Source organism: Eximiradius proteiniborus (assembly GCF_058546985.1).
On sequence record NZ_CM178592.1, the window covers coordinates 1,287,182 to 1,308,409 of the forward strand.

Genomic DNA, 21,228 nt, shown 5'->3' on the forward strand with positions numbered 1-21,228 from the left:
ATTTGGGGATAATTTCTACTTAACAATTATAAATTTATCTTTGTAGATACTTCTACTATCTATTACTATTATTTGATAAATCCCCGACGATATATTTACTAAATCTAACTCTACACGATTATTTGTACTTTCGACGTTTTTATTGAAAATCTCTGTCCCTTTGTAGTCAAATACTATTACCTGACACTTTTTCTCAAGATTTCCCAATACACTTATCGTAATTCTACCTGATGACGGTTGAGGATAAATTAGCAATTCTTCTGTTATTGCACTTGCAAGCTGCCCCGAAATATTCAAAATGTCGTCAGTTTTGTAAGAAAGAGTAGTTTCATTTGTTGATTTATCAAGATTATTTATTGTATTAATATTTGTATTGTAAACTGAATTGGTCGAATTCTTCCAAATTTTTATCTGTAATCTTTCGTTTTCGAATGCACCATCTTTTTCCGATGTGAATTCATCATCACCCCAGACAACCACACCTCGGCATACGTCCGACCACACTGAAGAGCCCACAAGCAAACCGTCTTCTGTGAAAACACCAATTTCATCGCCTTCGACAAGTCCGGGTATATCTATTGCAATGACTGATGTTTTTCCTGTAATATGCTTATTTCTTTTGAAAAATACAGGTTCATATATCGAATTATTCGAAGAAGATTTAATAGAAGGATTTGCAGGATAGACGAGCACACCAGTAGTAGAAGTGGAACGCAGCATATAGCCTTTGCCGGGTTCCAGATTTTGCAATGTTGTGATATACGGTGGATAGTAAACTTCGCCGGTTATTGATTTCACTTGCAGATATTTACCATTAATAGATGATAAAGCTGTGGAAACAGGCATAGACGCAGTGCGGAAATAAGGTATCCAATACCACCCAAATGAATTAAGCACAATCGGAGTTGAGTTGGGTATAATTTTCAAGCCTTGTATGTTCAAAGTAGAGCCGGAAAGAGTTCTTATCTGATAAGCCTGACGAATTTGCCACTCATTTATCATATTTGATAGATTTGGGATATACGTTTGTCCGGCAACGTTGCGTACAATCTGGAGATTGTTGCCAAGAGGGCTGAAAATATTAGCAATTGCTAAGTTATCTGGTTCGGCATAGGATGAAATCATATTCCAGCCAGAAACAAGCGGAATGCTATGAGTAACAGTTGAACGAGTTATAGTAAAGTTGCTTGTGCTCCAGCCACTTGTATCGGTCCCCGAAATTGCACGAACGCGCCAAGTAACCTGACCTTCGTAGAACAAAGGAGCAGACTGGTATTGCGTCTGATTAGTAAAAATATTCAGCATTTGTGCGTTGTTTGCGTTTATCACCTGAAGCTGGTATGATTGGGCATTATTTACTGCCGACCACGAGAAGGCAGGTCTATCGTGAGCAAGTACCGCCGACTGGGCTGGTGCAAGCAAAACAGGAGGCAGAAGAGGAGAGGAAATTGTCAGACGAATATTTGCACGGCTTGGGCTAGTTGCACTTGATGGGTCAGTTGAGCAAGTATTTGTATGATTGTCGGCGTACCGAGCATATGCACGATTCGAAATTGCTGTTGCCTGAACAACGGAGGAAGCTGTCCAGCTATTATTGTCGAAGCAGATTTTTATGAGTAAATTTTTTGTTGTATCGTATGCAAAAGGAGTTGATAGAACGTGTTCAGTCCATCCGGTCTGAGCAACTGCAAATGAGCTTGATGAATGAACAAGTGTCCATCCTGATGTAATTGGTGCAGTAACGGACGAAAGAGTAGTATTTTGCATATATATGGAAAAGCCGTTCATCGGTTGAGTTGCAACAGAAGTAACATTGAAGCCTATCGACTGGATGAGCCCACCAAAACCGCCTGCTGAAAGAATTTCAGACGAAGTATAGAGCAGGTAAGTAACAGCATCGTGATAATAGGTATAGTATGGGAATTGCGAAGTTGCAGTTCCTGAACCAATTTGAACGGTAACGAGGTTATAAGTAGTGAGTTTGCGGATTTCGCTCCATCCACTTGTATAATTTGAATTGAACGCCTGGACACGCCAATAGAAAGCACTATTCGCGGGTAAATTGCTCCAGGAATAAGAAGTGTCGGAGAGCACCTGATTTAAAATTAATGAGTTAAATAAGCTGTCGTTTGATATTTGCAATCGATAAGATGTTGCATTCTCGGCAACATTCCAGAAAAAGGTTTGCAAATTAGCATAGTTGTTAGCATTATTTTGAGGGGAAACAAGAGTAGGCGGATAGATTTCGATACGAGTAGTGAAATTCCAGCTTTCGCTCCAATCTGTTGAATCATTTTGCTTATATGCTTTTACGCGCCAGAAATACTGTGTGTTGTAATTTAAGTTTGTAAGATTAAACGATGTATTAGCAGTCAAAGAATTAACAATTAAGTTGTTGAAATTACTTGAAGTGGAAACCTGAACCCTATATGATACGGCATTTACAGAGGGCGACCATTGCAAAGAAAGATTCTGGTTAGTATTGCCTGCATTGTTTAGCGGAGAAGTAAGAGATGGTGGCGCGTTAGGTGCTCCGAGCAAAGTTGCTTCCCAAAGCCCGCGACCATAAGTACCTAAGCGAAGTTTATTAGCTGAATATTGAATTTCTAAATCATTGCAAATTACATTAGGCAGACCATCGTTATAGTCAACCCAGCTTGGATCACTATCTCCACGGTACCAAACACCGATATCAGTACCAACCCAGACACGGTTATCTGTGTTTGGCTGATAAATGACTACGTTGCAAGGGACATTTGGAAGATTTCCGGAAATGTTTTGCCAGGTTTGCCCACCGTTTGTAGATTTAAAAACTTTATTACCTGAGGAGTAGCCACTCATAGTAATCCAGATAACATCGGGATTAGAATGATTAGTGGTAAGAGAAGAAAGCGAAGCATAAGGAAGGGTGATTTGCGACCAGGTTGAGCCACCATCAGTTGTTCGCCAGAGTGCAGAACTGTGCCCGGCATAGATATAATTTGAGTTGGCAGGAGCAACGTGAACAACGTTAAGATAGGAACTATTAGTAAAAGTTGAGATTTTTGTCCAATTTGTTCCATTATTAGTTGATTTCCAGACGCCAGTATATCCGGCAACCAATGTTGTATGATTATTGGGATCAATCACGTATGGAGTAACCCAACCACCATTGTCGTTAGGCTCAGAAATATCTGTCCAGCTACTGCCTCCATTTGTAGAACGGTACAAATCACCATAATAACTTGAAGTAAACATAGTATTGCCATTAGAAGGATTAATAGCCTGATCCATTCCATCGCCGGTTGCCATTGTCATGGTAAAAGAAGAAGCGGTCATAAGGCTGGAACTATTATCCTGAGCGCCGCCAATAACGACGCTTGGATTAGTTTGGGAAGTAGCAATTCGATAGTATTGAGTAACACAAACTCCGGAACTTAAATACGTCCAGTTCACACCTCCATTTGTCGATACGTCTAACCCACCATCATTAGCAGTATAGAGACGGTTTGTGCCGCCAAAATAGAGCATATGATGGTCTGCGTGAACAGTTTGGACACTTGAAGAACTTGTCCAGTATGCCCGAAGCGACCAATTTGCTCCACCGTTTGTAGATTTCCAGATATTTACGCCGCCAACATAAACAATATTTGCATTAGTTGGATCAACAGCAATTGAAAGATCATACCAACCTTGTCCAGTGGTGCCTGTGCCAGTAGCTGAAGAACTCAAAATATTCGGGGTTGAAGAAACAAGAGAAAAGCTGCTGCCGGAATTTGTTGAACGGTAGAGACCATTATATGCTCCACTGCCATTTGAAGAGAGGGCATAGACGCTTGCACTATCTGCGGGAGTAACAGCCAGTGCAATTCTTGTGGAACCACTGATAGATGAAACAGATGTCCAATTAATTCCGCCGTTAGTAGAACGATATATCTGGTTTGTGGTAGCTGCATAAACAATATTTGGATCGGCAGGATTTAGTTTGACATCCCAGAAATCACCATTTTGCACGGATGTCCAGTTTGTCCCTGCGTTGGAAGTTCTATATAAGCCATTGTTTGTTGCAACCAGAAGAATATTAGGATTAGATGGATTAATAACCATTCTTCGGCAAGTAGTGAAATTAGTTATTTGGAACTGCAAACCAGTCAAATTCCACGTGTTGCCTCCATCGGTAGATTTCACAACACCGAATGAATAGGTATCAGTAGCATCGCCGTCCCCTGTTGCAACATAAATAATATCTGGGTTTGACGGATTAATCACGATATCGGCTATGCCAAGAGCAGCAAATTCATCGGTGGTAGTAGCCCAAGTTTGTCCACCATTTGTAGTTTTCCAAACTCCGCCGCTTGCACCACCGACAAAGATAGTTTTGTTGGTTACTCCATCGTAACGTGGATCCTCGATAATACAGTTTAAACGACCAAGTCCCCAATAGCCTCCCGAGGAACTCGAAGGTCCTAAGAAAGTCCAATCACCTGCTTGTTTTCTATCTTTTTGCTTAGATTTCAGCTCACGATATTTGGCGTACTCCAAATAAGTATGTCCGGGATTAGGGAAAACACCTGAAGGAGCAACACGTTGTTCCCAAAACCATTCCCAACGCTTGAATTGCTTCCACCCCATTCGTTCTTCGCGAGGTGTTTCTTTTGTTATTACTTTGCCTTCCCAATATTTATTGAAGTCAGCCTGAATCTCATAAAAATTACGATTATAATCTTTAATCATCCATAGAGGAGGCCTGTCCTGGGAAAACAATTGATTGGAAAACAGCCCAATTCCCAAAAGCAATATAAGGTAAAGGAAGTTTTTCATAATAATTGCTCAAAAAAACTTACAATTAGTAAAGACATTTAGTTAATATAATTATTTTGCTTTCAAATACAAAATTCATTTTGCTAACTACCATAAAATATTATAATTTTGTTTTTTTTAATAATCATAGGAACAAAATGAAAAAATTATTCCTGATTTTATTAGCAAGTTCTATTATTGCTGGATGTGTTTCAACAACCACATTCGAGCAAACCTGCCTAACCTGCGTTAGTTCACAAAGGTTTTCCTGCAAAAAAGGAGAATGCCCTGAAAGTTTTATGGTAGGAAACGATTGTTATGTAACGATTATTGAAACCGGCGAAAACATCTATCTAAACGACATATTGAAAGAAGAGCAGATACAACCAAGAAACGGAATCAATTTTTCAATTGCAAAATACAACGGAAGATATTTTCTTTATAGTGATAGTTTCACAAAAATGTGGCTAATTATCCCACACAAAAAAAATATTGTGAAGTATAAGTCGATTGAATTGCCTGAAAAGAATTTAGGCTTAGCAGTTTTCGAAATCAACGAAAAATTATTAAGAATATATGACCAGAATAGAGAAAGGTTCTATATTTTTGATGATGAAAAAGATAAATGGATAAATAATAAATCAGTTAAAGCAGGAGAATAAAATGAAAAGTATGACAAAAATTATGCTATTGTTGCTAATATTTGGTTTCATTAGTATTCAAGCACAACAAATAAGCGAAAATTTTCAAACATTTTATTCTGATATTCAGAAAGTATTGGCTAAAGAAACTGAAAGCTTAACACAAAAAGATATTGATTTTTTAAATGCAACAATCCAGCTTAATCCGAATCATTTTGGAAATGCTAATCAAAAATTAACATCAAAAGCAATTCAAGATGCTAAAAATAAGAAAGCAGAATATGAAACCTGGCTACGAAACAAGCAACATTTAGAAGCAACCAAACAGAAATTAGACGAAACTTCCGAAGAACTGAAAGTATCGATTGCACGCGGCGACAGCTTGTATGCAGAAAATGTGCAGTTGAAAGAACTAATCGAGCAACTTACCAAAAGAGTAAAATTTTTGGAGAGAGAGGCAACACATCTGCAAAAAGTAAATAAAAATCTAAAAGAGGAAAATATTCAAACAAGGTATGTGCTTGAACAAAGCAAAACAGCAGTTCAGCGAATTATGCGACTATTGCCAAAGAACACACAAGATAACGAGTTGTTTAGCCAGGTGCCTTCGACTTTGCAAGATTCTTTGAACCAATCGGAATGTCAGATCGCAGAATTAATAATGAACAATTTTTTGATAACACTCGAAAAAGTAGAAAAGGACCAGACGTTTCTTGATTCTGCAAGAGCATATTATAAAGAGAACAAAGTGCATCTTGCTGAAGTTGAATCATATATTTCGCAAGCAAATGAGTTAATTAACAAATTCCGGGAATTGAACACATCCTGCACAAATAGTTATGCATCTCAAATCGAGAGTGCGGTAGCGGATTTAAAGAATATGATTGAGATGGGCGATGCTTCGTTTGGAGAAAAATTGGCAAAATTCTTAGCAGAAAATCTGTTGATTGTGATAATATTTATTGTGTTAATCGGAGTAATAATATTTTTATTAGTGCAAAATCGGAAAAAGACAAAAGAACAAAACGTTAAATAACTGAAACAAAAAAAAACAGAATAAAGAAGACGCTTATAATTAAGCGTCTTTTTTTATACAGTTCGGTAAAAAATACTTAGAAAATTCCTGGACTTTTATAAGAGATGATTGCAACAGTAACTATTATCTATAATACTGGAACGAGAAAGGTTTGAAAAGAAAAAAGGCTGTCCAAATATATTGGCAGCCTTTTAAGGAATGCGGAGCCGACGAGACTCGAACTCGCGGCCTCCTGCGTGACAGGCAGGCGCTCTAACCAAACTGAGCTACGGCTCCAAAGAACGGATTTTCGATTGCGGAGCCGACGAGACTCGAACTCGCGGCCTCCTGCGTGACAGGCAGGCGCTCTAACCAAACTGAGCTACGGCTCCAAATTGCGAAGTGGACCCAAGGAGAATCGAACTCCTGACCTCTTGAATGCCATTCAAGCGCTCTCCCAGCTGAGCTATGGGCCCCTTCGAGAGTTATTAATTTGTCAATCACACTCACAAGGGAAAGCAAAATTACAGAAAAAAAATAATTTCTCAAAAGAAATTTTTTGACTCAATAAATTTATCGTTTCAAGATAAACTAAATAATTTGTTTTATTAACTTATTTTTAAGATATTTGTTTATGTATTTTTTTGTATGGAGCGAAAATAATGAATAATGATCCAGCAGTTAGATTGCAAGATTATCAAGTTTTTGGTGAATTCGGTGATGTGAACCCATCAATTTCAGATGCAGCCACATATACTTTTTTAAGTGTTGAAAAAATGCAACAATTATTTAGTGAAGAAGTTGAAGGATGCTTTCTTTATTCAAGACATATGAGCCCGATGAATCACTATTTGACGCAGGCACTTGCAGCGATCGAAGGCACAGAAGATGCGAACGTAATGGCTTCAGGAATGGGAGCTATTTCGACTTGCTTGCTACAATTATGTGGTTGCGGTGATGAAATTGTTTCCAGCAGAACGATTTATGGTGGAACTTACGCTTTGCTTAAAAACTTCTTCCCTAAGCTTGGCATTAATACTCACTTTGTAAACATCACAAAACTTGATGAAGTTAAAAGCAAAATCAACGAAAAGACAAAAGTGATTTATTGCGAAACCATTAGCAATCCATTGCTTGAAATTGCTGATATTAGAGAATTAAGAAAAATTGCTGACGAACGCGGTATTAAATTAGTCGTCGATAACACTTTCAGCCCGATGGTTGTGCCTGCCTACGAATTAGGTGCTCATATTGTTGTTTATTCGCTGACAAAATTCATCAATGGCACAAATGATTGTGTTGCAGGAGCGGTATGCGGACCTCACGATTTTATTGCAAGCATGAGAAATGTTAATGATGGTGCAGCAATGTTGCTTGGACCGGTTCTGGATAGTTTCAGAAGTGCCAGCATATTGAAAAACCTTCGGACATTGCATATCCGAATGAAAAAACATAGTGAAAATGCAATGTTTATTGCAAGTGAATTGGAAAAAGCAGGAGTAAAAGTATTTTATCCCGGTTTGCCATCACATCCGCAGCACGAATTAATCAAATCGATGATAAATCCGAAGTACGGATACAGCGGAATGATTACAATCGATGCGAAAGACGCCGAAACTGCCGGCAATTTAATGATTTGTATGCAGGAAGCAAAAGTAGGATATTTTGCTGTATCGCTTGGTTTCTATAAGACGCTGTTTAGCTCGCCCGGAAGTTCAACTTCTTCAGAAATACCGAAAGAAGAACAAGAAGCAATGGGAATGACACCGGGTCTTGTTCGTTTTTCGATGGGATTGGATAATGATATTCAGGATACATTAGAAAGAATATTAGGTTGTATGAAAAAAGTTGGGTTATTGAAATAATCATTTAAATTATATAATATAGAGAAAGAGGCTGTTTCATTGTTTGAGACAGCCTCTTTTTTATAGATGAAAGAATTTGATATTATTCTTCGTTATTTAAAAAATCATTGAAACGACGTTCCGGGCGTCCTTCCCAAGCGCGAGTGTGATAACCGTAAGCAGTAATTAACGGAAATGCGATTGTTGCTTCGCTGAAAACCATTTGTTCATAAGTAGTTTCAACTTTGCCCCAAGAACTTGCTTCTTTGAGTGTTGAGCCGGAAAGCCCGCCATCACGTTCATCAGCAACGGTAATCTGTATAGCATATTTATGCATATCTGCATCAATATCAAGCACTTCGCAAGCAACAACAATGTCCTGAGTAAAGTTTTTTGGCACACCGCCACCAATCATATAAATTCCAGTAGTTGGATTTTTGATTTTTGTCTTGGTCAGTTCAAGGAAATCCTTTGCAGAATCAATAGAGACAACATCTTTTCCTTTTCTATGATATTGATGATGAACAAGTCCGAAACCAGCACTACAATCAGAGAAAGCAGGACAGAAAATTGGCACACCTTTTTCGTAAGCAGTTCTAATAATGGAGTCTTCGCCGCGATTGTTTTCAACCAACCACTTACCAATTTCCTCGATAAACTCGCGGCTACTATATGGGCGAGGCTCTAAAGAATTAGCAATTTCTGCAATTGTCATATCGCAGACGCGCAAATCTTCTTCATCGATATAAGTATCGTAAATTCTATCAATCATCAATTCGCGAAGTTCGTTGTCATCGACAAATTGAGAACCTTTGTAATGATAAAAACCGAGTGCTTCGAGAAAATCCTGGTCAATGATATTTGCACCAGTTGAGATAATAGCATCGCACATATTATTTTTTATCATATCAACAACTACTTTTTTCAAGCCAGCACTAATAAGCGAACCAGCAAGAGTAAGGTAAACAGCACATTCCTTGTCTTCGAGCATCATTTTGAAAATGTTAGCAGCGCGGTTAAGGTTTCTTGCCTGAAAAGCCATATCGCCCATATCATTAATCAATTCAACTACATTATATTTAGTAATATCAATATGTTTAATAATATTGTCAGGCTTCAAAAAATCTTTCTTTTCTGCCATTTTGTTCTCCGATTGTTATTGAAAAAATATTCTACAAAAATACAAAAAATTATAAACTTATAATAAAATAAATTGCTTACGTTATTTCTTACTGAATTTTTATACTTTTTGTTTCTAATAAAAAAATGTTTAAATTTGAGTAATGTATTTCAAAATTCATAAATTATGCAACAAAGTTCAACCCAAAAGAAAATTTTAGAGATAATAAACGTCGGTGGAAAACTTACTATTACTCCACTATCATCTATTACAATATTCAATGCAAATGAAATCGAGCAACAATTAAAGCTTGAAAAAGTAAAAGATGAGATTAATAAGATTACTTTGAATTTGAGTGAATTAACCAATTATGACTCGTATCTTATTATTGTAATCAATGAAATAAAAGAATATTGTTCATCGAAAAATATTCAGTTTGAATTAACAGGAATAAATGAAAATTTACAAAACTTTATAAATATATTGCTACCGAAGCAACAAGAGACAAAGCCAACGGAACGCCAATCGTTTTGGATTGCATATTTTTCTAATATCGGGGAAATAGTCAGGATTATTTTTTCAGATTTATTCAAATTAGTTGAATTTATTGGTGAGCTGACAAAAAATTTCTTGTATTCTTTGTTCAAGCCGAGTATAATCCGATGGAAAGATTTTCCACATCATTTTTTAAATGCTGGTGTAAATGCAGTACCGATAACAAGCCTAATAGTGTTTTTGATTGGGCTAATATCAGGTTATCAAGGGGCGATACAACTCTCTCAGTTTGGAGCTGATATATATCTGGCAGACTTGGTTGGGATATCAATAACAAGGGAACTATCTCCGTTGATGGTAGCAATAATTGTTGCCGGACGAAGCGGTTCGGCATTTGCTGCGGAAATTGGCACAATGAAGGTGTCTGAAGAAATCGATGCACTCACGACAATGGGTTTCGACAGGATGCAGTTTCTGGTGTTGCCGAGAGTAATTGCGGTTGCACTTGCGATGCCGTTTCTTGTTATAATTTGTGATTTAGTTGGAATAATAGGTGGATTGCTTGCAGGCTTGGCAACTCTCGATATTACAATTTCAAGTTTTTTTGCTCAACTGAACATAGCATTGAACTATGGACACGTTTTTAGCGGAATAATCAAGAGTATTGTTTTTGGTTTGCTGATTGCAACAATTGGATGCTTCCGTGGATTTCAGGTGCAGGGAGGTGCAGAATCGGTTGGGCGCTATACAACGGCAAGTGTAGTATCGGGTGTATTTCTTGTGATACTAACTGATGCTATTTTCGTCTTTTTGTTGTCGGCTTTAGGAATTTAAAAATGGCAGATAATAAAATCATAGAAGTTAAAGATTTAACAGTAAGATATGGTGATAGAACAATTCTGGAGAATGTGAATTTCCAAATAAATCGCGGAGAAATTTTTGTAATAGTTGGCGGGTCGGGTTGCGGAAAAAGCACACTATTGCGACAATTAATCGGGCTCGAAACGCCTACAAAAGGAGATATATTCTTCGAAAACATTAATTTTACTTCTGCCGACAAAAAGCAAAAAAATCATATTTTACGTCGGTTTGGAGTATTATTTCAATCGAGTGGGCTATTTGCGTCGATGACTCTTGCAGAAAATATTGCCCTTGTATTAGAAAAATATACGGATTTGCCGGAAGATAAAATTGAGAAGATAATAGAGATGAAACTTGATGCAGTTGGACTAAATGGATTTCAAGATTTTCTGCCTTCGGAGATAAGTGGAGGTATGAAAAAACGAGCTGCATTTGCACGTTCGATGGCACTCGACCCGGACGTGTTATTTTTTGATGAGCCATCGTCCGGGCTGGATCCTGTTACTTCTGCATCACTTGACGAACTAATTGTGCAAATCAACAGAGGATTAGGAACCACAATGGTAATAGTTTCGCACGATTTAGCAAGCATTTTGAGCGTTGCTCACAGAATTATTATGCTGGATAAATCACAGAAAGGAATAATAGCGGCAGGAACACCTGATGAATTGCGAAACTCGCCTGATGAACGCGTTTACAATTTTTTCAATCGAATTGCATCTTGAAAATAATTCGGAGAAATAAAAATGGCTATTCGTAGCAGAAAAATCAACTCATCTTTTTTGATAGGATTATTTGTAGTTACCGGAACAATAATATTAGTAGGTTTTTTAATATGGATGGGTGCAACTCAATTTCTAAAAGAACAAACATTTTATGTTACATATTTTGATGGATCAATAGAAGGGCTCGAGCCGGGTTCGGCTGTGAAATATCTGGGAGTCCCGTGCGGGCGGGTGCAAAAGGTTCAGGTGGCTCCGGATGGCAGGTTGGTAGAAGTAATAATGAATATAGACGAGAAAATCACAATATCGGATAGTTTGCGAGTGAAAGCAGAAATGGCAGGAATAGCAGGTGGCAAGTTTCTTCAGCTTTTTATTCCGACAGATCCTCAGATGTTTGAAATGAATCCAAAAATAACATTTAAACCGCCATATACATTAATAAAATCGGCTCCTTCGGGAATTGAGGAAATAACACTTGCGGCTCGGGATGTAATGAATAATATAATGAAACTGCAATTTGCTGAAATTTCGAAAGGAACGATAAATTTTCTCGATGCTACAACTAAATTTTTTACTTCGCCAGAACTGAATAAAATTGTTGAGGAACTTGCTCAGTCCAGCGAAAAACTGAATGCGGTTCTGACAAAAGCCGATACATCAAGTGTAATCTCTAACCTTACATATACCAGCTATAAACTAAATGAAACAGTAAACGAACTAAAAAATTTCTCGATGATGCTAAATTCCGAGTTTGAAAAAATGCAACTGCCATATTACGTAAGTAAGATTTACGAAAAATATGATTCGACTATGGTCAATACAAATCGTTCGATTAGCACAATTACTTATCGGATGCAAACAATATTGTTTGGTTTGAACGAAACATTTGAAGAGCTGCGACAGACAAACCGGGCACTGCAACGTTCGTTGAGAGCAATAACAGACAATCCATCGCAGATATTTTTAAGCGAACCACCACCGCCAGAAAAATAATTATGCCGAAGCCGAACTTTCAAAATTATTCGGACTACCGAAATAAATTGCTACAAGACTGGTTTCTTGTATTATTCTTTATTTTGATGATATTTTTTATTTCTTATGCAATCGGACTATACGATATTGTAACAAATTTTCTTAAAGCGATAAATGTCGGTTGGCTTGATGATTTACTAATCGCCTTAATTTTTTCGTTCATTCCATTTTTTATTTTTGCACTACGTCGGCAATCAGATTTAGTGGAAGAAATCAAAAATCGAAACGAGATTCAAAACGAATACAGAAATTACGTTAATCAAGTTAGAAAAGTGTTTGAGGCACTTGATGATGTCGTGCTACAAACAGATGAAAATTTACGTGTAGTATGGGCAAATACTTCTGCACTCGAACAATTCAATAAGCCGATAGGTGCAACAATAAATAAGTTTATGTTCGGAGATGAGGAAAATCTTCCGAAAGACAGTTACATAATAAAAGCGTTTGAGAAGGGCTCAATTGAACGAGAAATAAAGTTTTTCCCGGCGAATTCGGAAAGAGAAAAAGACAAGTATTTAGAGCAAATAGCAATACCATTTAAAAACAAAAAAGGTGAAATAATTGGTATTACTTCAATTTCAAGAGATATAACAGAAAAGATAGAGTTTGAAGAATCGAAAAGTCGCCTTGCATCGATTGTGGAATCGAGTGAAGACGCAATATTTGTAGTATCGCCTGACGGAAGCATCCACAGTTGGAACAAATCAGCAGAGAACATATTTGGATATAAAGCGTCGCAGGTAGTTGGGCAACAAATCACAATTTTAGACCATATTATTGATTTTGAAACTTTGATTAAAATTCCACAGCTCGACTTATCATTTTCGTCGGGTAAGAAGATTCTGCATGTGGATATGGTGGCAGTTCGGCGTGGTGATGAAACGATATATGTAAACCTGACAGTGTACCCATTCGTAGATGAGCGCGGGCAAGTGCTCGGATTTACTACCATTGCACGAGATATTACAAATTCGATAAAAGCAGAAGAAGCTTTGCGTGAAAGTGAAGAAAGATACCGTACATTTGTTACTAATTTTAAAGGTATTGCTTATCGATGGTCTCCTGATTATCATCCAATTTTTATGCACGGAAATGTAGAGGAAATAACCGGTTATGATGTAGATGATTTTCTCAGTAATAAAGTTCACTGGGATAATATTGTATTGAAGGAAGACCGGCAAATTGTGCAGCAAAACCGTGAATTTATTCGAAAAAACCCGAATAAAAGTATAGAATTTGAATATAGAATTATAAACAAAAATGGTGATATTTGCTGGCTGAATGAAAGTTTGCTAAATGTAACAAATGAAAAAAATGAGATAATTTATATACAAGCAACGATTTACGATATAACTCAACGCAAAATTGCAGAAACAGAGCTTCGGGAATCACGACAGCAATTGAGAAATCTTGCATTGCATCTTGATTCTGTTCGTGAGGAAGAACGTAAGCAAATTGCATTTGAAATTCACGACGAACTTGGCTATGCACTTACAGCTATCAAGCTTGATATAGCGTGGCTTGTGAAAAAAATTGACGTTTCGAGAGACAACCTTGAACAAAAGATTAGGGAAATGTCTGATCTACTGGAACTTACAATTCAAAAGGTGAGAACAATTTCTTCTCAACTGCGACCATCAATATTAGACCATTTCGGGCTTGTAGCAGCAATTGACTGGCAAAGCAAGGAATTTCAGAGACGGACTGCAATCCGCACACGTTTTTTTGTTAATCCGCGGGATCTAACAGTACCTGAAAATCTTGCCACACCAATATTTCGTATATTTCAGGAATCGTTAACAAATATTTCCCGATATGCAAAAGCATCGCGAGTGGATGTTTCACTTGAAATAATTGATAGCAATCTTGTATTGAAAGTTGTTGATAACGGGTTGGGGATTGAGCCTGAGAAAATACACCATAAGAACTCATTCGGACTATTAGGTATGCGAGAAAAAGCAAAATCTATGGGCGGCGAACTCGTCATAAGTAATTTAAAATATAAAAACAATGGTTATCAAAATAATGGTGAGGTTCAGGGAACAGAAGTAATTTTGTCTGTCCCGATAAAATTCGAGGTGAAAAATGATTAATATTATTATTACTGATGACCATGCAGTTGTTAGAAAAGGGTTAAAACAAATTATAGAAGAGACGCCCGGATTTGTTGTTGCCGACGAAGCAAGTTCAGGGAATGAACTGCTCGAAAAAGTACGAAAGAACAAATATGATGTGGTGATACTTGATATATCAATGCCCGGTAAGGACGGTTTGGACACACTCAAAGAGCTCAAACAAATTGCGCCCGATCTCCCGGTGCTTGTTTTTACTATTTACCCAGAGGAACAATATGCCGTGAGGCTGCTGAAAGCCGGGGCGTCTGGTTATATTAACAAAGAGAGTAAGCCGGAAGAGTTAATTGAAGCAATTGAAAGAGTAATCAGAGGAAGAAAATATATTTCATCTCATCTTGCTGAGTTACTTGCAAATAATCTCGACTCAACATCTGGCAGCGGCGAAGTGCCACTTCACGAAACACTTTCCGACCGTGAATTTCAAGTAATGTGTATGATAGCATCGGGCAAAACACCCACGCAAATAGCAAATGAACTGTCTTTGAGCATAAACACAATCAGCACTTATCGCATACGAATACTTGAAAAGATGAAGATGCGTTCAAACGCAGAAATCACTCACTATGCAATAAAAAACAGATTAGTTGAATAATCAGAACGATAATCGAGTGTTTGGCAGCAGTCTTCTTAGTCTGTCTTTTTCGTTTTCAGACAGCGGGTTGAACTTCAAATCGAGCACTTTCAAATTAGCCATTTGCCTGATATTCTGAGGGAAGTTTCTTATTTGATTACTTTCGAGAAGAATTATCCGACAATTGCGAAGTTCGGAAAGTTCCTCAGGAATATAAGAAATTGAGTTTCTATTTAAATAAAGTGAATTTAAATTATACAGATTTCTGATCGATTTATTTAAGTAAGTAAGATTATTTGAGGAAAAATCAAGATGCCGAAGTTTCTTGAGAGAGAAAATCTCACGAGGGATATCGTCGAAATTATTATTTGCGGCAATAATACTTGTAAGGTTTTGTTGATGTTGTATTCCAACAGGGAAAGACGAAAGGTTGTTGTTGCTAATATCAATAAATATCAGATTTCTGAATTTGAATAAATTTTGAGGGACGGAATTATTTTTTGCTGAAGCGATTGAGATATGAACCACATTTTTCATTCTTTCGATACAATCGGGGAAATTCACAATTTTGTTGCTATTAAAGTTAATATTATTCAAGGAATTCAGGCTACAAAACTCATCCGGCAAGGCTGAAATTTCGTTATTCTGAAGGTCTAAGTATTCAAGATTATAGAGTTTGCCGAATTCCTTCGGCAAAGCTTTTAGTTGGTTATTGCCTAAATATAATTTTTTGAGATTGGAGTATTTACCAATTTCGGAGGAAATTGCAGAAAGCTTGTTATTATTTAAATCCAAAAGTTCGAGTGAGTTTGGAGCAAAACATTCAAGATTTCTAATTTGATTATTTGCCAAATAAAGTTCTTTTAGCTTGGTTAGATGAATAATTTCACGAGGTTCTTTTGTCAGATTATTTGATGAAAGATCTAAAACGAGCAAATTGTATAGATTACTTATAGAATGAGGCAAAGTGTTGATTTGATTACCCGAGAGAATAATAATTTCCAGACTTGGGATTTGGAGTAATTCTACGGGGAAACTTGTAAATCTATTGTTATTCAAGCGAATTTCTTTGAGCTTAGAGAGACGAGCAATTTCGGCTGGGAGCGAAGATAAATTGTTATTGCTTAAATCAAGATACTCTAAATCCTGGAGCTGCCCGATAGAGGGCGACAACACATTAAGATTTTTGTTAGAAAGAGATAATTTTTTAAGCCAGTTAGCATTTTTGACAGCATCATTAATTGAATTATATTCGTTGCATCTATTGATAGGAACCGGTCGGCGGTTACTGTTCTGGGCTAACAATAACACAGGAATTGTTGCAACAAGCGAGATAGCTAATAATTTATTTATTTTATTCAACATTGTATCATTAATTACTTATGCCAAACAATGTATTAAAGCTTCATAAAACTCCATAGAGAATTGAACAAACTAACATAAAATTAATACTTTTAAGATAAAATGCAAAATAAAATTATCCGCGGGGCGGTGTCCACCCGTTGCGTTTCCATCGGATAAGTTCGATAATAACATTACCGACGTAAACATTCATTTTAGCACGTATCGGAACGCGAGCTTCGTCGTCGCTGAACCAACCTTCGAATTTACCAGAGAGCCCGTAAACACCTTCCCAATCAGCTCGACCATCGAAGTAAACAGTTTTGACAGGATATTTAATAGCTGGTATCTGAACGTTTTCTTTTTTTCCGTGAAAATTAAGGTATGTAGTACCAATTTTTGTGTCCATAAGAGTGGGAACTTTGACACTACGTTTCATATTAGTGTATTGGCGGGCTAAAAAGAACAGCGACAGCCCATCGTTAATCTTTTTTGTGGTAGGAGTGTTTAATTTTTCGATTAGAACTTTATCTTCGTATTTTTCGTTGTAAATCATATTTTCGTCGTAATTGAAGAGAATTTTCTGGAAAGCCCATCTATCGGCGTCAAGTTTCAAAGACCCTTCGAACCTATGGGAAAAAGAAATAGTAGTATCTATCCAGCTTGAATAGGATGCTTTCAAATCAACAAAAGGAATACCTGAGTACGACTCCATAAAAGATTTTGCCCTGTAAACCTGAAAACCACGATAGTCAGTAATTTGTTCGGTTACGATTTTAATTTTACCCAGTTTGACGTTGAAAAAAGAAACTTCATATTCTAATTCCTCGCCGGGTTGCATAACAATTTTAGTTTGTGAATTAGCAGGCAGCAAACCGATTGAAAAAACTAAAAGCGATAATATCAAAAAACGAAATTTCATCATTTTCCCATCTTTATTTTATCAATTAAAATAATAACGAATGAAAAGCAAAAAAGTTGCTTATGTATCAGATTTTTGAACAAGAGGAATTGTAATTTTGAAGATAACGCCTTTGTCTAACTTGTTATTTATTTCAATTTCTCCATTAAGCAATTCGACACATCTTTTTGTAATAGCCAGACCTAATCCTATGCCAGGGGTAATACCAATAGTTTTTTTGTTTCGATAGAAAGGTTCAAAAACATTCTCTAAATCTTCGTCGGAAATCCCTTTTCCTTCATCTTTGATTAGTAAATAAATGGAGCTATTTTGAATCCGGCAATCAACATCGATATAAGTTCCCTTTTCAGAATATTTAATCGAATTATTTAGCAGATTTGAAATAATTTGCTTGAGTAGATACCTGTCAGAGTTTATCCAGTAGTTATCTTCGGGCATATATAAAGTAATATTATGTTCCTTTTGGTCGTTAATTCTTGCTTCTTCAATAATATCGAGTAGAAACTCGTGTAAATCAAATTCAGTAAGGCGAACTTCGAGAATACCTTCTTCGGCTTTTTCGAAAGTAAGGACGTCTTCCAACAATCGGGACATCACTGTAACAGAATGGTGAATTTTATGCAAGTGCCTATCGACCTCATCATCGAGCCCGCGTTTCAAGCTTTCTTTAATCAAATAAGCAGAGGACAAAATTACAGTAAGTGGCGTTCGGTATTCGTGGGAAACCATAGAGATGAAACGAGACTTGAGCTCACCTAATTCTTTTTCTCTTTCGAGTGCAGCCAATAGTTTTTCATTTGCTTCGAACAGTTCTTTTTCTGTTTTTTCGCGAATTTGTATTTCAAATTTTAAATCTGTCAGTGCTTTTTCTAATTCAGCAGTTCGAATTTTTACAATTTCTTCCAATTCTTCGTTCAATTTACGAAGTTCGCTTTCGGCAATTTTTTTCGCGGTAATATCCTGAATAATGGCGTAGATAAACATATTGTCGGATAAATTAATTTTACTTTGATAAATAATACCGTTGCGAACTTCATTATTAGCAGTTTTATAAATAGTCTCAAATTCTTTTTGTTCGATAAGATAATTTAAGAATTCCTCTTTATTCTCAATTTTTTCTGAAAGAAGTTCAAAAATAGTGATATTGCCAATATCGCTTTCTGTTATTCCGAAATAATTTAGTGCTGATGGATTAGCTTCAAATATAATTCCTGTTTTGGGATTATAGAAAATCATATATGCATTGTTATCGACAAACATTTGTTTGTAACGGATTTGAGATTCTAATAATTCCTTTGTACGAGATTTTACTTCTTCTTCTAATTTTTTTCTATATTGCCAATTTGAGATGTATTTAATAATAAGGTAGATAACAACTAAAATAATAATGACAACAAGCAAGATAAAAATTGGAGAAAGATAGTAAGGCATTTCAACAATGATTAGTGGCGAAGAAATCTCGTCTGAAATAATTCCGATGGCATTTTTAGCACGTAACTTTAAACGATAAGTACCATAAGGGAGATTTCTGTAAAGGAAGTTAGAAGTAAAATTTTTCTGGAAATCGAACCAATCTCTATCAAATCCTTCTAATTTATATTGAATAGTATTATTATGTTCATCTATGAAAGACAAGACGTCAATACTAAAAGTAATATTAAAAGCGTTAGATGGAAGATTTATTTTCTGCTGCTGGTTGCTAATATATATATATTCGGATAAGTTATAATTAATACTGTTGATTTTAACAATTGGTTCAGGAATAGGTAAGTTATCGAAGTGGTAATTATAGCGAGTAAGCCCACTATTAGTTCCAATCCATAAGATACCCAATTTATCTAAATAGCAAGCATCGCGATTAGTCTCGAAACCAGAAAGACCTTGTTTAGTACCAAATTGAGCTAAATATTTCCCATCCCAACGTAAAACGCCTGCATCCGTGCCAATCCAGAGATAATTAAAATATTTCTTGATGAAATAGACAGGTCTATCAATTTTCAACCAATAGGGTTTTAATTTGTTTTGTGCAACGTAGTAAAGTCCTTTTTTCGTTCCGACAAGGACGGTGTCAGGAATATCAAAGTTAATTGCTGTAGTTGAATTGGCGTAAGCATTCTCTCCTTTGAATAAATAAATGGAATTATTTTGAATTTTTACAACACCACCGATAACAGTAGATAGCCAGATAAAATTATCATGGTCAATAAATATCTTTCGAATTTGGTTGTTGCTTTTATAAATCAGTTTAAAATCGGTGGAGTTAATTGATTTTGTGAATACTTCGAAATTTGTTGCAACAAACATATTCCCTTTTCTATCGAAGGCAACGCTTTGAACCAAATCTTTGCTTGGGAAGTTCGTATTAATTAACTTATTATCTTTTGTGATTTTCAGAAGTCCTTTGTCGGTTGCAGCAACGTAAATCTCACCGAATGGTGAAACATCCATATCCATCACACGTGTGGTTGGAGATGGATTATCAAATTTTAAATGAATAATTATATAATTTTGGAGAGCAACAGAAATTCCAGAATTATGACCGATATAATGTATTCCATTATTCTCGACAATGCTTGTAACTTCATTTTCTAAGAAACCGCTTGATTTATCATAATTCATAAACCTCAAAGATGGGATTTTAGTAACTCCTCTGTCGTTTGCAATCCAGATATTATATTCACGATCGATAAAAATATCGTTTGCGGAGTTGTCTTTCAGATTATTAGCCACAGAAAGAGGGAAAATTCTTAAATTATCTTTTGTAGCGACAACAATTGTAGCAAGACTTGAATAAATCAATGAATGGTAGTAATTAGGAATAAGGACTACATTCTCGGAATTGGTTTTTCGAACAATTTGTTCTGATTTAACCAAAATATTATAATTCTTATAATCATAATAAGCAATGAAGCCATTACCAGCAAGCCAGATTTTGCGAATTTTGCTTTCGTGATTTTCCAATGCAACAGTGAAAAATTCTTGTTTTGGAATGGAATTACTCAGATAACCCAAATTAAGGTTTTTATCAAAAAAGAGCAGTCCTTTGTTTGTAGCAAGGAAGAATTCGTCTTTATATCCAATTATTTTGTTTACATAAATGTTTGTGTCAAGGTCGATTTTCTTCCATTTATTGTTGCTGAAGTAGAGTAAAAGCTTATTACTATATGCTAAGAAACGGAAATTATTTTTGCTGGAAGAGACTGCAAATGGTATGAAGTTTCTTTCGAATTGATTAAGAAATTGCTCCGGAATAACCGCCTTAATAACCCAATCATTTCCTTCTTTCTTGTATAACAATTTGTTAACGAAATTAGATAAAATCCATATATCGTTATTTTCATCCTTATAAAAATAAGCTTTATCTGCGTGGGAAGGTTGGAAAGTATTCCATTCAGTTTTCCATTCTTTGCCGGAGTATCGGGCAAGTCCGTTGCGAGTAGTGAAGTATATATAACCTTGATTGTCCTGCGTTACAGAATAAACAGAACTACTTGGAAGACCATCTTCTTCGTTGTAAGAAACGGTCAATAATTTCTGACAAAAAACATCTATCGAAAAAATAAATAAGATGCTATATATTGTTATAATCTTTTTCAAATATTAGATAAATAATGTATATACAAAAAGAAATCTTCATTTGTAAAAATTAGATTTTACAAAATTATTAAAATTAATAAACAATACAAAGATAATTTCTTTATATTAATAGCTATTAGAAACAAGAAAAAAGCTATATGTTGAATGATA

At 36.0% G+C, this 21,228-nt stretch carries 13 protein-coding genes and 3 tRNA genes; 8 read left to right on the forward strand and 8 right to left on the reverse strand.

The window, feature by feature from the left end; translation table 11 throughout:
- Positions 1 to 15 precede the first annotated feature (15 nt).
- The gene (locus ACY2LT_RS05360) at positions 16 to 4,800 is read right to left on the reverse strand and encodes a VPS10 domain-containing protein (RefSeq protein WP_491814348.1); all 4,785 of its coding nucleotides are present in this window, start codon (positions 4,798 to 4,800) and stop codon (positions 16 to 18) included.
- A 137-nt stretch (positions 4,801 to 4,937) separates the two neighbouring features.
- Between ACY2LT_RS05360 and ACY2LT_RS05365 the strand changes: the two genes are divergently transcribed.
- Positions 4,938 to 5,441: a hypothetical protein gene (locus ACY2LT_RS05365; RefSeq protein WP_491814350.1), complete on the forward strand. Its 504-nt coding sequence runs from the start codon at positions 4,938 to 4,940 to the stop codon at positions 5,439 to 5,441.
- Between the two features lies 1 nt (position 5,442).
- Positions 5,443 to 6,456 (forward strand): hypothetical protein, encoded by a 1,014-nt coding sequence (locus ACY2LT_RS05370; protein ID WP_491814351.1) that lies wholly within the window; start codon positions 5,443 to 5,445, stop codon positions 6,454 to 6,456.
- 201 nt (positions 6,457 to 6,657) lie between these two features.
- Here the strand turns inward: ACY2LT_RS05370 and ACY2LT_RS05375 are convergent.
- The 3 genes from ACY2LT_RS05375 to ACY2LT_RS05385 form a co-directional block, all read right to left on the reverse strand.
- A tRNA-Asp gene (locus ACY2LT_RS05375) sits at positions 6,658 to 6,732 on the reverse strand.
- A 20-nt stretch (positions 6,733 to 6,752) separates the two neighbouring features.
- Positions 6,753 to 6,827: transfer RNA gene (locus ACY2LT_RS05380), tRNA-Asp, on the reverse strand.
- Positions 6,828 to 6,838: 11 nt separating this feature from the next.
- A tRNA-Ala gene (locus ACY2LT_RS05385) sits at positions 6,839 to 6,911 on the reverse strand.
- A 186-nt stretch (positions 6,912 to 7,097) separates the two neighbouring features.
- On the opposite strand from ACY2LT_RS05385, the gene ACY2LT_RS05390 reads away from it, so the two are divergent.
- Positions 7,098 to 8,300 carry an aminotransferase class I/II-fold pyridoxal phosphate-dependent enzyme gene (locus ACY2LT_RS05390; protein ID WP_491814353.1) on the forward strand — a complete coding sequence of 401 codons (1,203 nt, stop codon included), beginning with the start codon at positions 7,098 to 7,100 and terminating at the stop codon, positions 8,298 to 8,300.
- Between the two features lie 82 nt (positions 8,301 to 8,382).
- Here ACY2LT_RS05390 and ACY2LT_RS05395 read toward each other — a convergent pair whose 3' ends face one another.
- On the reverse strand, positions 8,383 to 9,420 hold the full coding sequence (locus ACY2LT_RS05395) for a 1,9-bis(guanidino)-5-aza-nonane synthase (RefSeq protein WP_491814355.1): 1,038 nt from the start codon (positions 9,418 to 9,420) through the stop codon (positions 8,383 to 8,385).
- 165 nt (positions 9,421 to 9,585) lie between these two features.
- On the opposite strand from ACY2LT_RS05395, the gene ACY2LT_RS05400 reads away from it, so the two are divergent.
- Genes ACY2LT_RS05400 through ACY2LT_RS05420 form a run of 5 tightly spaced genes read left to right on the forward strand, consistent with a single transcriptional unit; the run spans position 9,586 to position 15,239 of the window.
- Positions 9,586 to 10,728: an MlaE family lipid ABC transporter permease subunit gene (locus ACY2LT_RS05400; protein WP_491814357.1), complete on the forward strand. Its 1,143-nt coding sequence runs from the start codon at positions 9,586 to 9,588 to the stop codon at positions 10,726 to 10,728.
- 2 nt (positions 10,729 to 10,730) lie between these two features.
- Positions 10,731 to 11,480 (forward strand): ABC transporter ATP-binding protein, encoded by a 750-nt coding sequence (locus tag ACY2LT_RS05405; RefSeq protein ID WP_491814358.1) that lies wholly within the window; start codon positions 10,731 to 10,733, stop codon positions 11,478 to 11,480.
- Between the two features lie 21 nt (positions 11,481 to 11,501).
- Entirely contained in the window at positions 11,502 to 12,473 is a 972-nt protein-coding gene (locus tag ACY2LT_RS05410; protein ID WP_491814360.1) for an MlaD family protein, read from the forward strand.
- Positions 12,474 to 12,475: 2 nt separating this feature from the next.
- The gene (locus ACY2LT_RS05415) at positions 12,476 to 14,605 is read left to right on the forward strand and encodes a PAS domain-containing sensor histidine kinase (RefSeq protein WP_491814362.1); all 2,130 of its coding nucleotides are present in this window, start codon (positions 12,476 to 12,478) and stop codon (positions 14,603 to 14,605) included.
- On the forward strand, positions 14,598 to 15,239 hold the full coding sequence (locus ACY2LT_RS05420; protein ID WP_491814363.1) for a response regulator: 642 nt from the start codon (positions 14,598 to 14,600) through the stop codon (positions 15,237 to 15,239). Before ACY2LT_RS05415 ends, ACY2LT_RS05420 begins: the two co-directional genes overlap by 8 nt.
- Here the strand turns inward: ACY2LT_RS05420 and ACY2LT_RS05425 are convergent, their stop codons facing one another.
- The 3 genes from ACY2LT_RS05425 to ACY2LT_RS05435 all read right to left on the reverse strand — a co-directional run bounded on the left by ACY2LT_RS05425 (position 15,240) and on the right by ACY2LT_RS05435 (position 21,078).
- Positions 15,240 to 16,583: a leucine-rich repeat domain-containing protein gene (locus ACY2LT_RS05425; RefSeq protein WP_491814365.1), complete on the reverse strand. Its 1,344-nt coding sequence runs from the start codon at positions 16,581 to 16,583 to the stop codon at positions 15,240 to 15,242. It lies immediately after the preceding gene.
- 112 nt (positions 16,584 to 16,695) lie between these two features.
- Positions 16,696 to 17,484 (reverse strand): DUF3108 domain-containing protein, encoded by a 789-nt coding sequence (locus ACY2LT_RS05430; RefSeq protein WP_491814366.1) that lies wholly within the window; start codon positions 17,482 to 17,484, stop codon positions 16,696 to 16,698.
- A 57-nt stretch (positions 17,485 to 17,541) separates the two neighbouring features.
- Positions 17,542 to 21,078 (reverse strand): sensor histidine kinase, encoded by a 3,537-nt coding sequence (locus tag ACY2LT_RS05435; protein WP_491814367.1) that lies wholly within the window; start codon positions 21,076 to 21,078, stop codon positions 17,542 to 17,544.
- Between the last annotated feature and the right edge of the window lie 150 nt (positions 21,079 to 21,228).

What these genes read in the sequence shown, in the direction of transcription:
- ACY2LT_RS05360 (WP_491814348.1), bottom strand. Translation starts at nt 4,800, where the DNA reads ATGAAAAACTTCCTTTACCTTATATTGCTTTTGGGAATTGGGCTGTTT.
- ACY2LT_RS05365 (WP_491814350.1), top strand. Translation starts at nt 4,938, where the DNA reads ATGAAAAAATTATTCCTGATTTTATTAGCAAGTTCTATTATTGCTGGA.
- ACY2LT_RS05370 (WP_491814351.1), top strand. Translation starts at nt 5,443, where the DNA reads ATGAAAAGTATGACAAAAATTATGCTATTGTTGCTAATATTTGGTTTC.
- ACY2LT_RS05390 (WP_491814353.1), top strand. Translation starts at nt 7,098, where the DNA reads ATGAATAATGATCCAGCAGTTAGATTGCAAGATTATCAAGTTTTTGGT.
- ACY2LT_RS05395 (WP_491814355.1), bottom strand. Translation starts at nt 9,420, where the DNA reads ATGGCAGAAAAGAAAGATTTTTTGAAGCCTGACAATATTATTAAACAT.
- ACY2LT_RS05400 (WP_491814357.1), top strand. Translation starts at nt 9,586, where the DNA reads ATGCAACAAAGTTCAACCCAAAAGAAAATTTTAGAGATAATAAACGTC.
- ACY2LT_RS05405 (WP_491814358.1), top strand. Translation starts at nt 10,731, where the DNA reads ATGGCAGATAATAAAATCATAGAAGTTAAAGATTTAACAGTAAGATAT.
- ACY2LT_RS05410 (WP_491814360.1), top strand. Translation starts at nt 11,502, where the DNA reads ATGGCTATTCGTAGCAGAAAAATCAACTCATCTTTTTTGATAGGATTA.
- ACY2LT_RS05415 (WP_491814362.1), top strand. Translation starts at nt 12,476, where the DNA reads ATGCCGAAGCCGAACTTTCAAAATTATTCGGACTACCGAAATAAATTG.
- ACY2LT_RS05420 (WP_491814363.1), top strand. Translation starts at nt 14,598, where the DNA reads ATGATTAATATTATTATTACTGATGACCATGCAGTTGTTAGAAAAGGG.
- ACY2LT_RS05425 (WP_491814365.1), bottom strand. Translation starts at nt 16,583, where the DNA reads ATGTTGAATAAAATAAATAAATTATTAGCTATCTCGCTTGTTGCAACA.
- ACY2LT_RS05430 (WP_491814366.1), bottom strand. Translation starts at nt 17,484, where the DNA reads ATGATGAAATTTCGTTTTTTGATATTATCGCTTTTAGTTTTTTCAATC.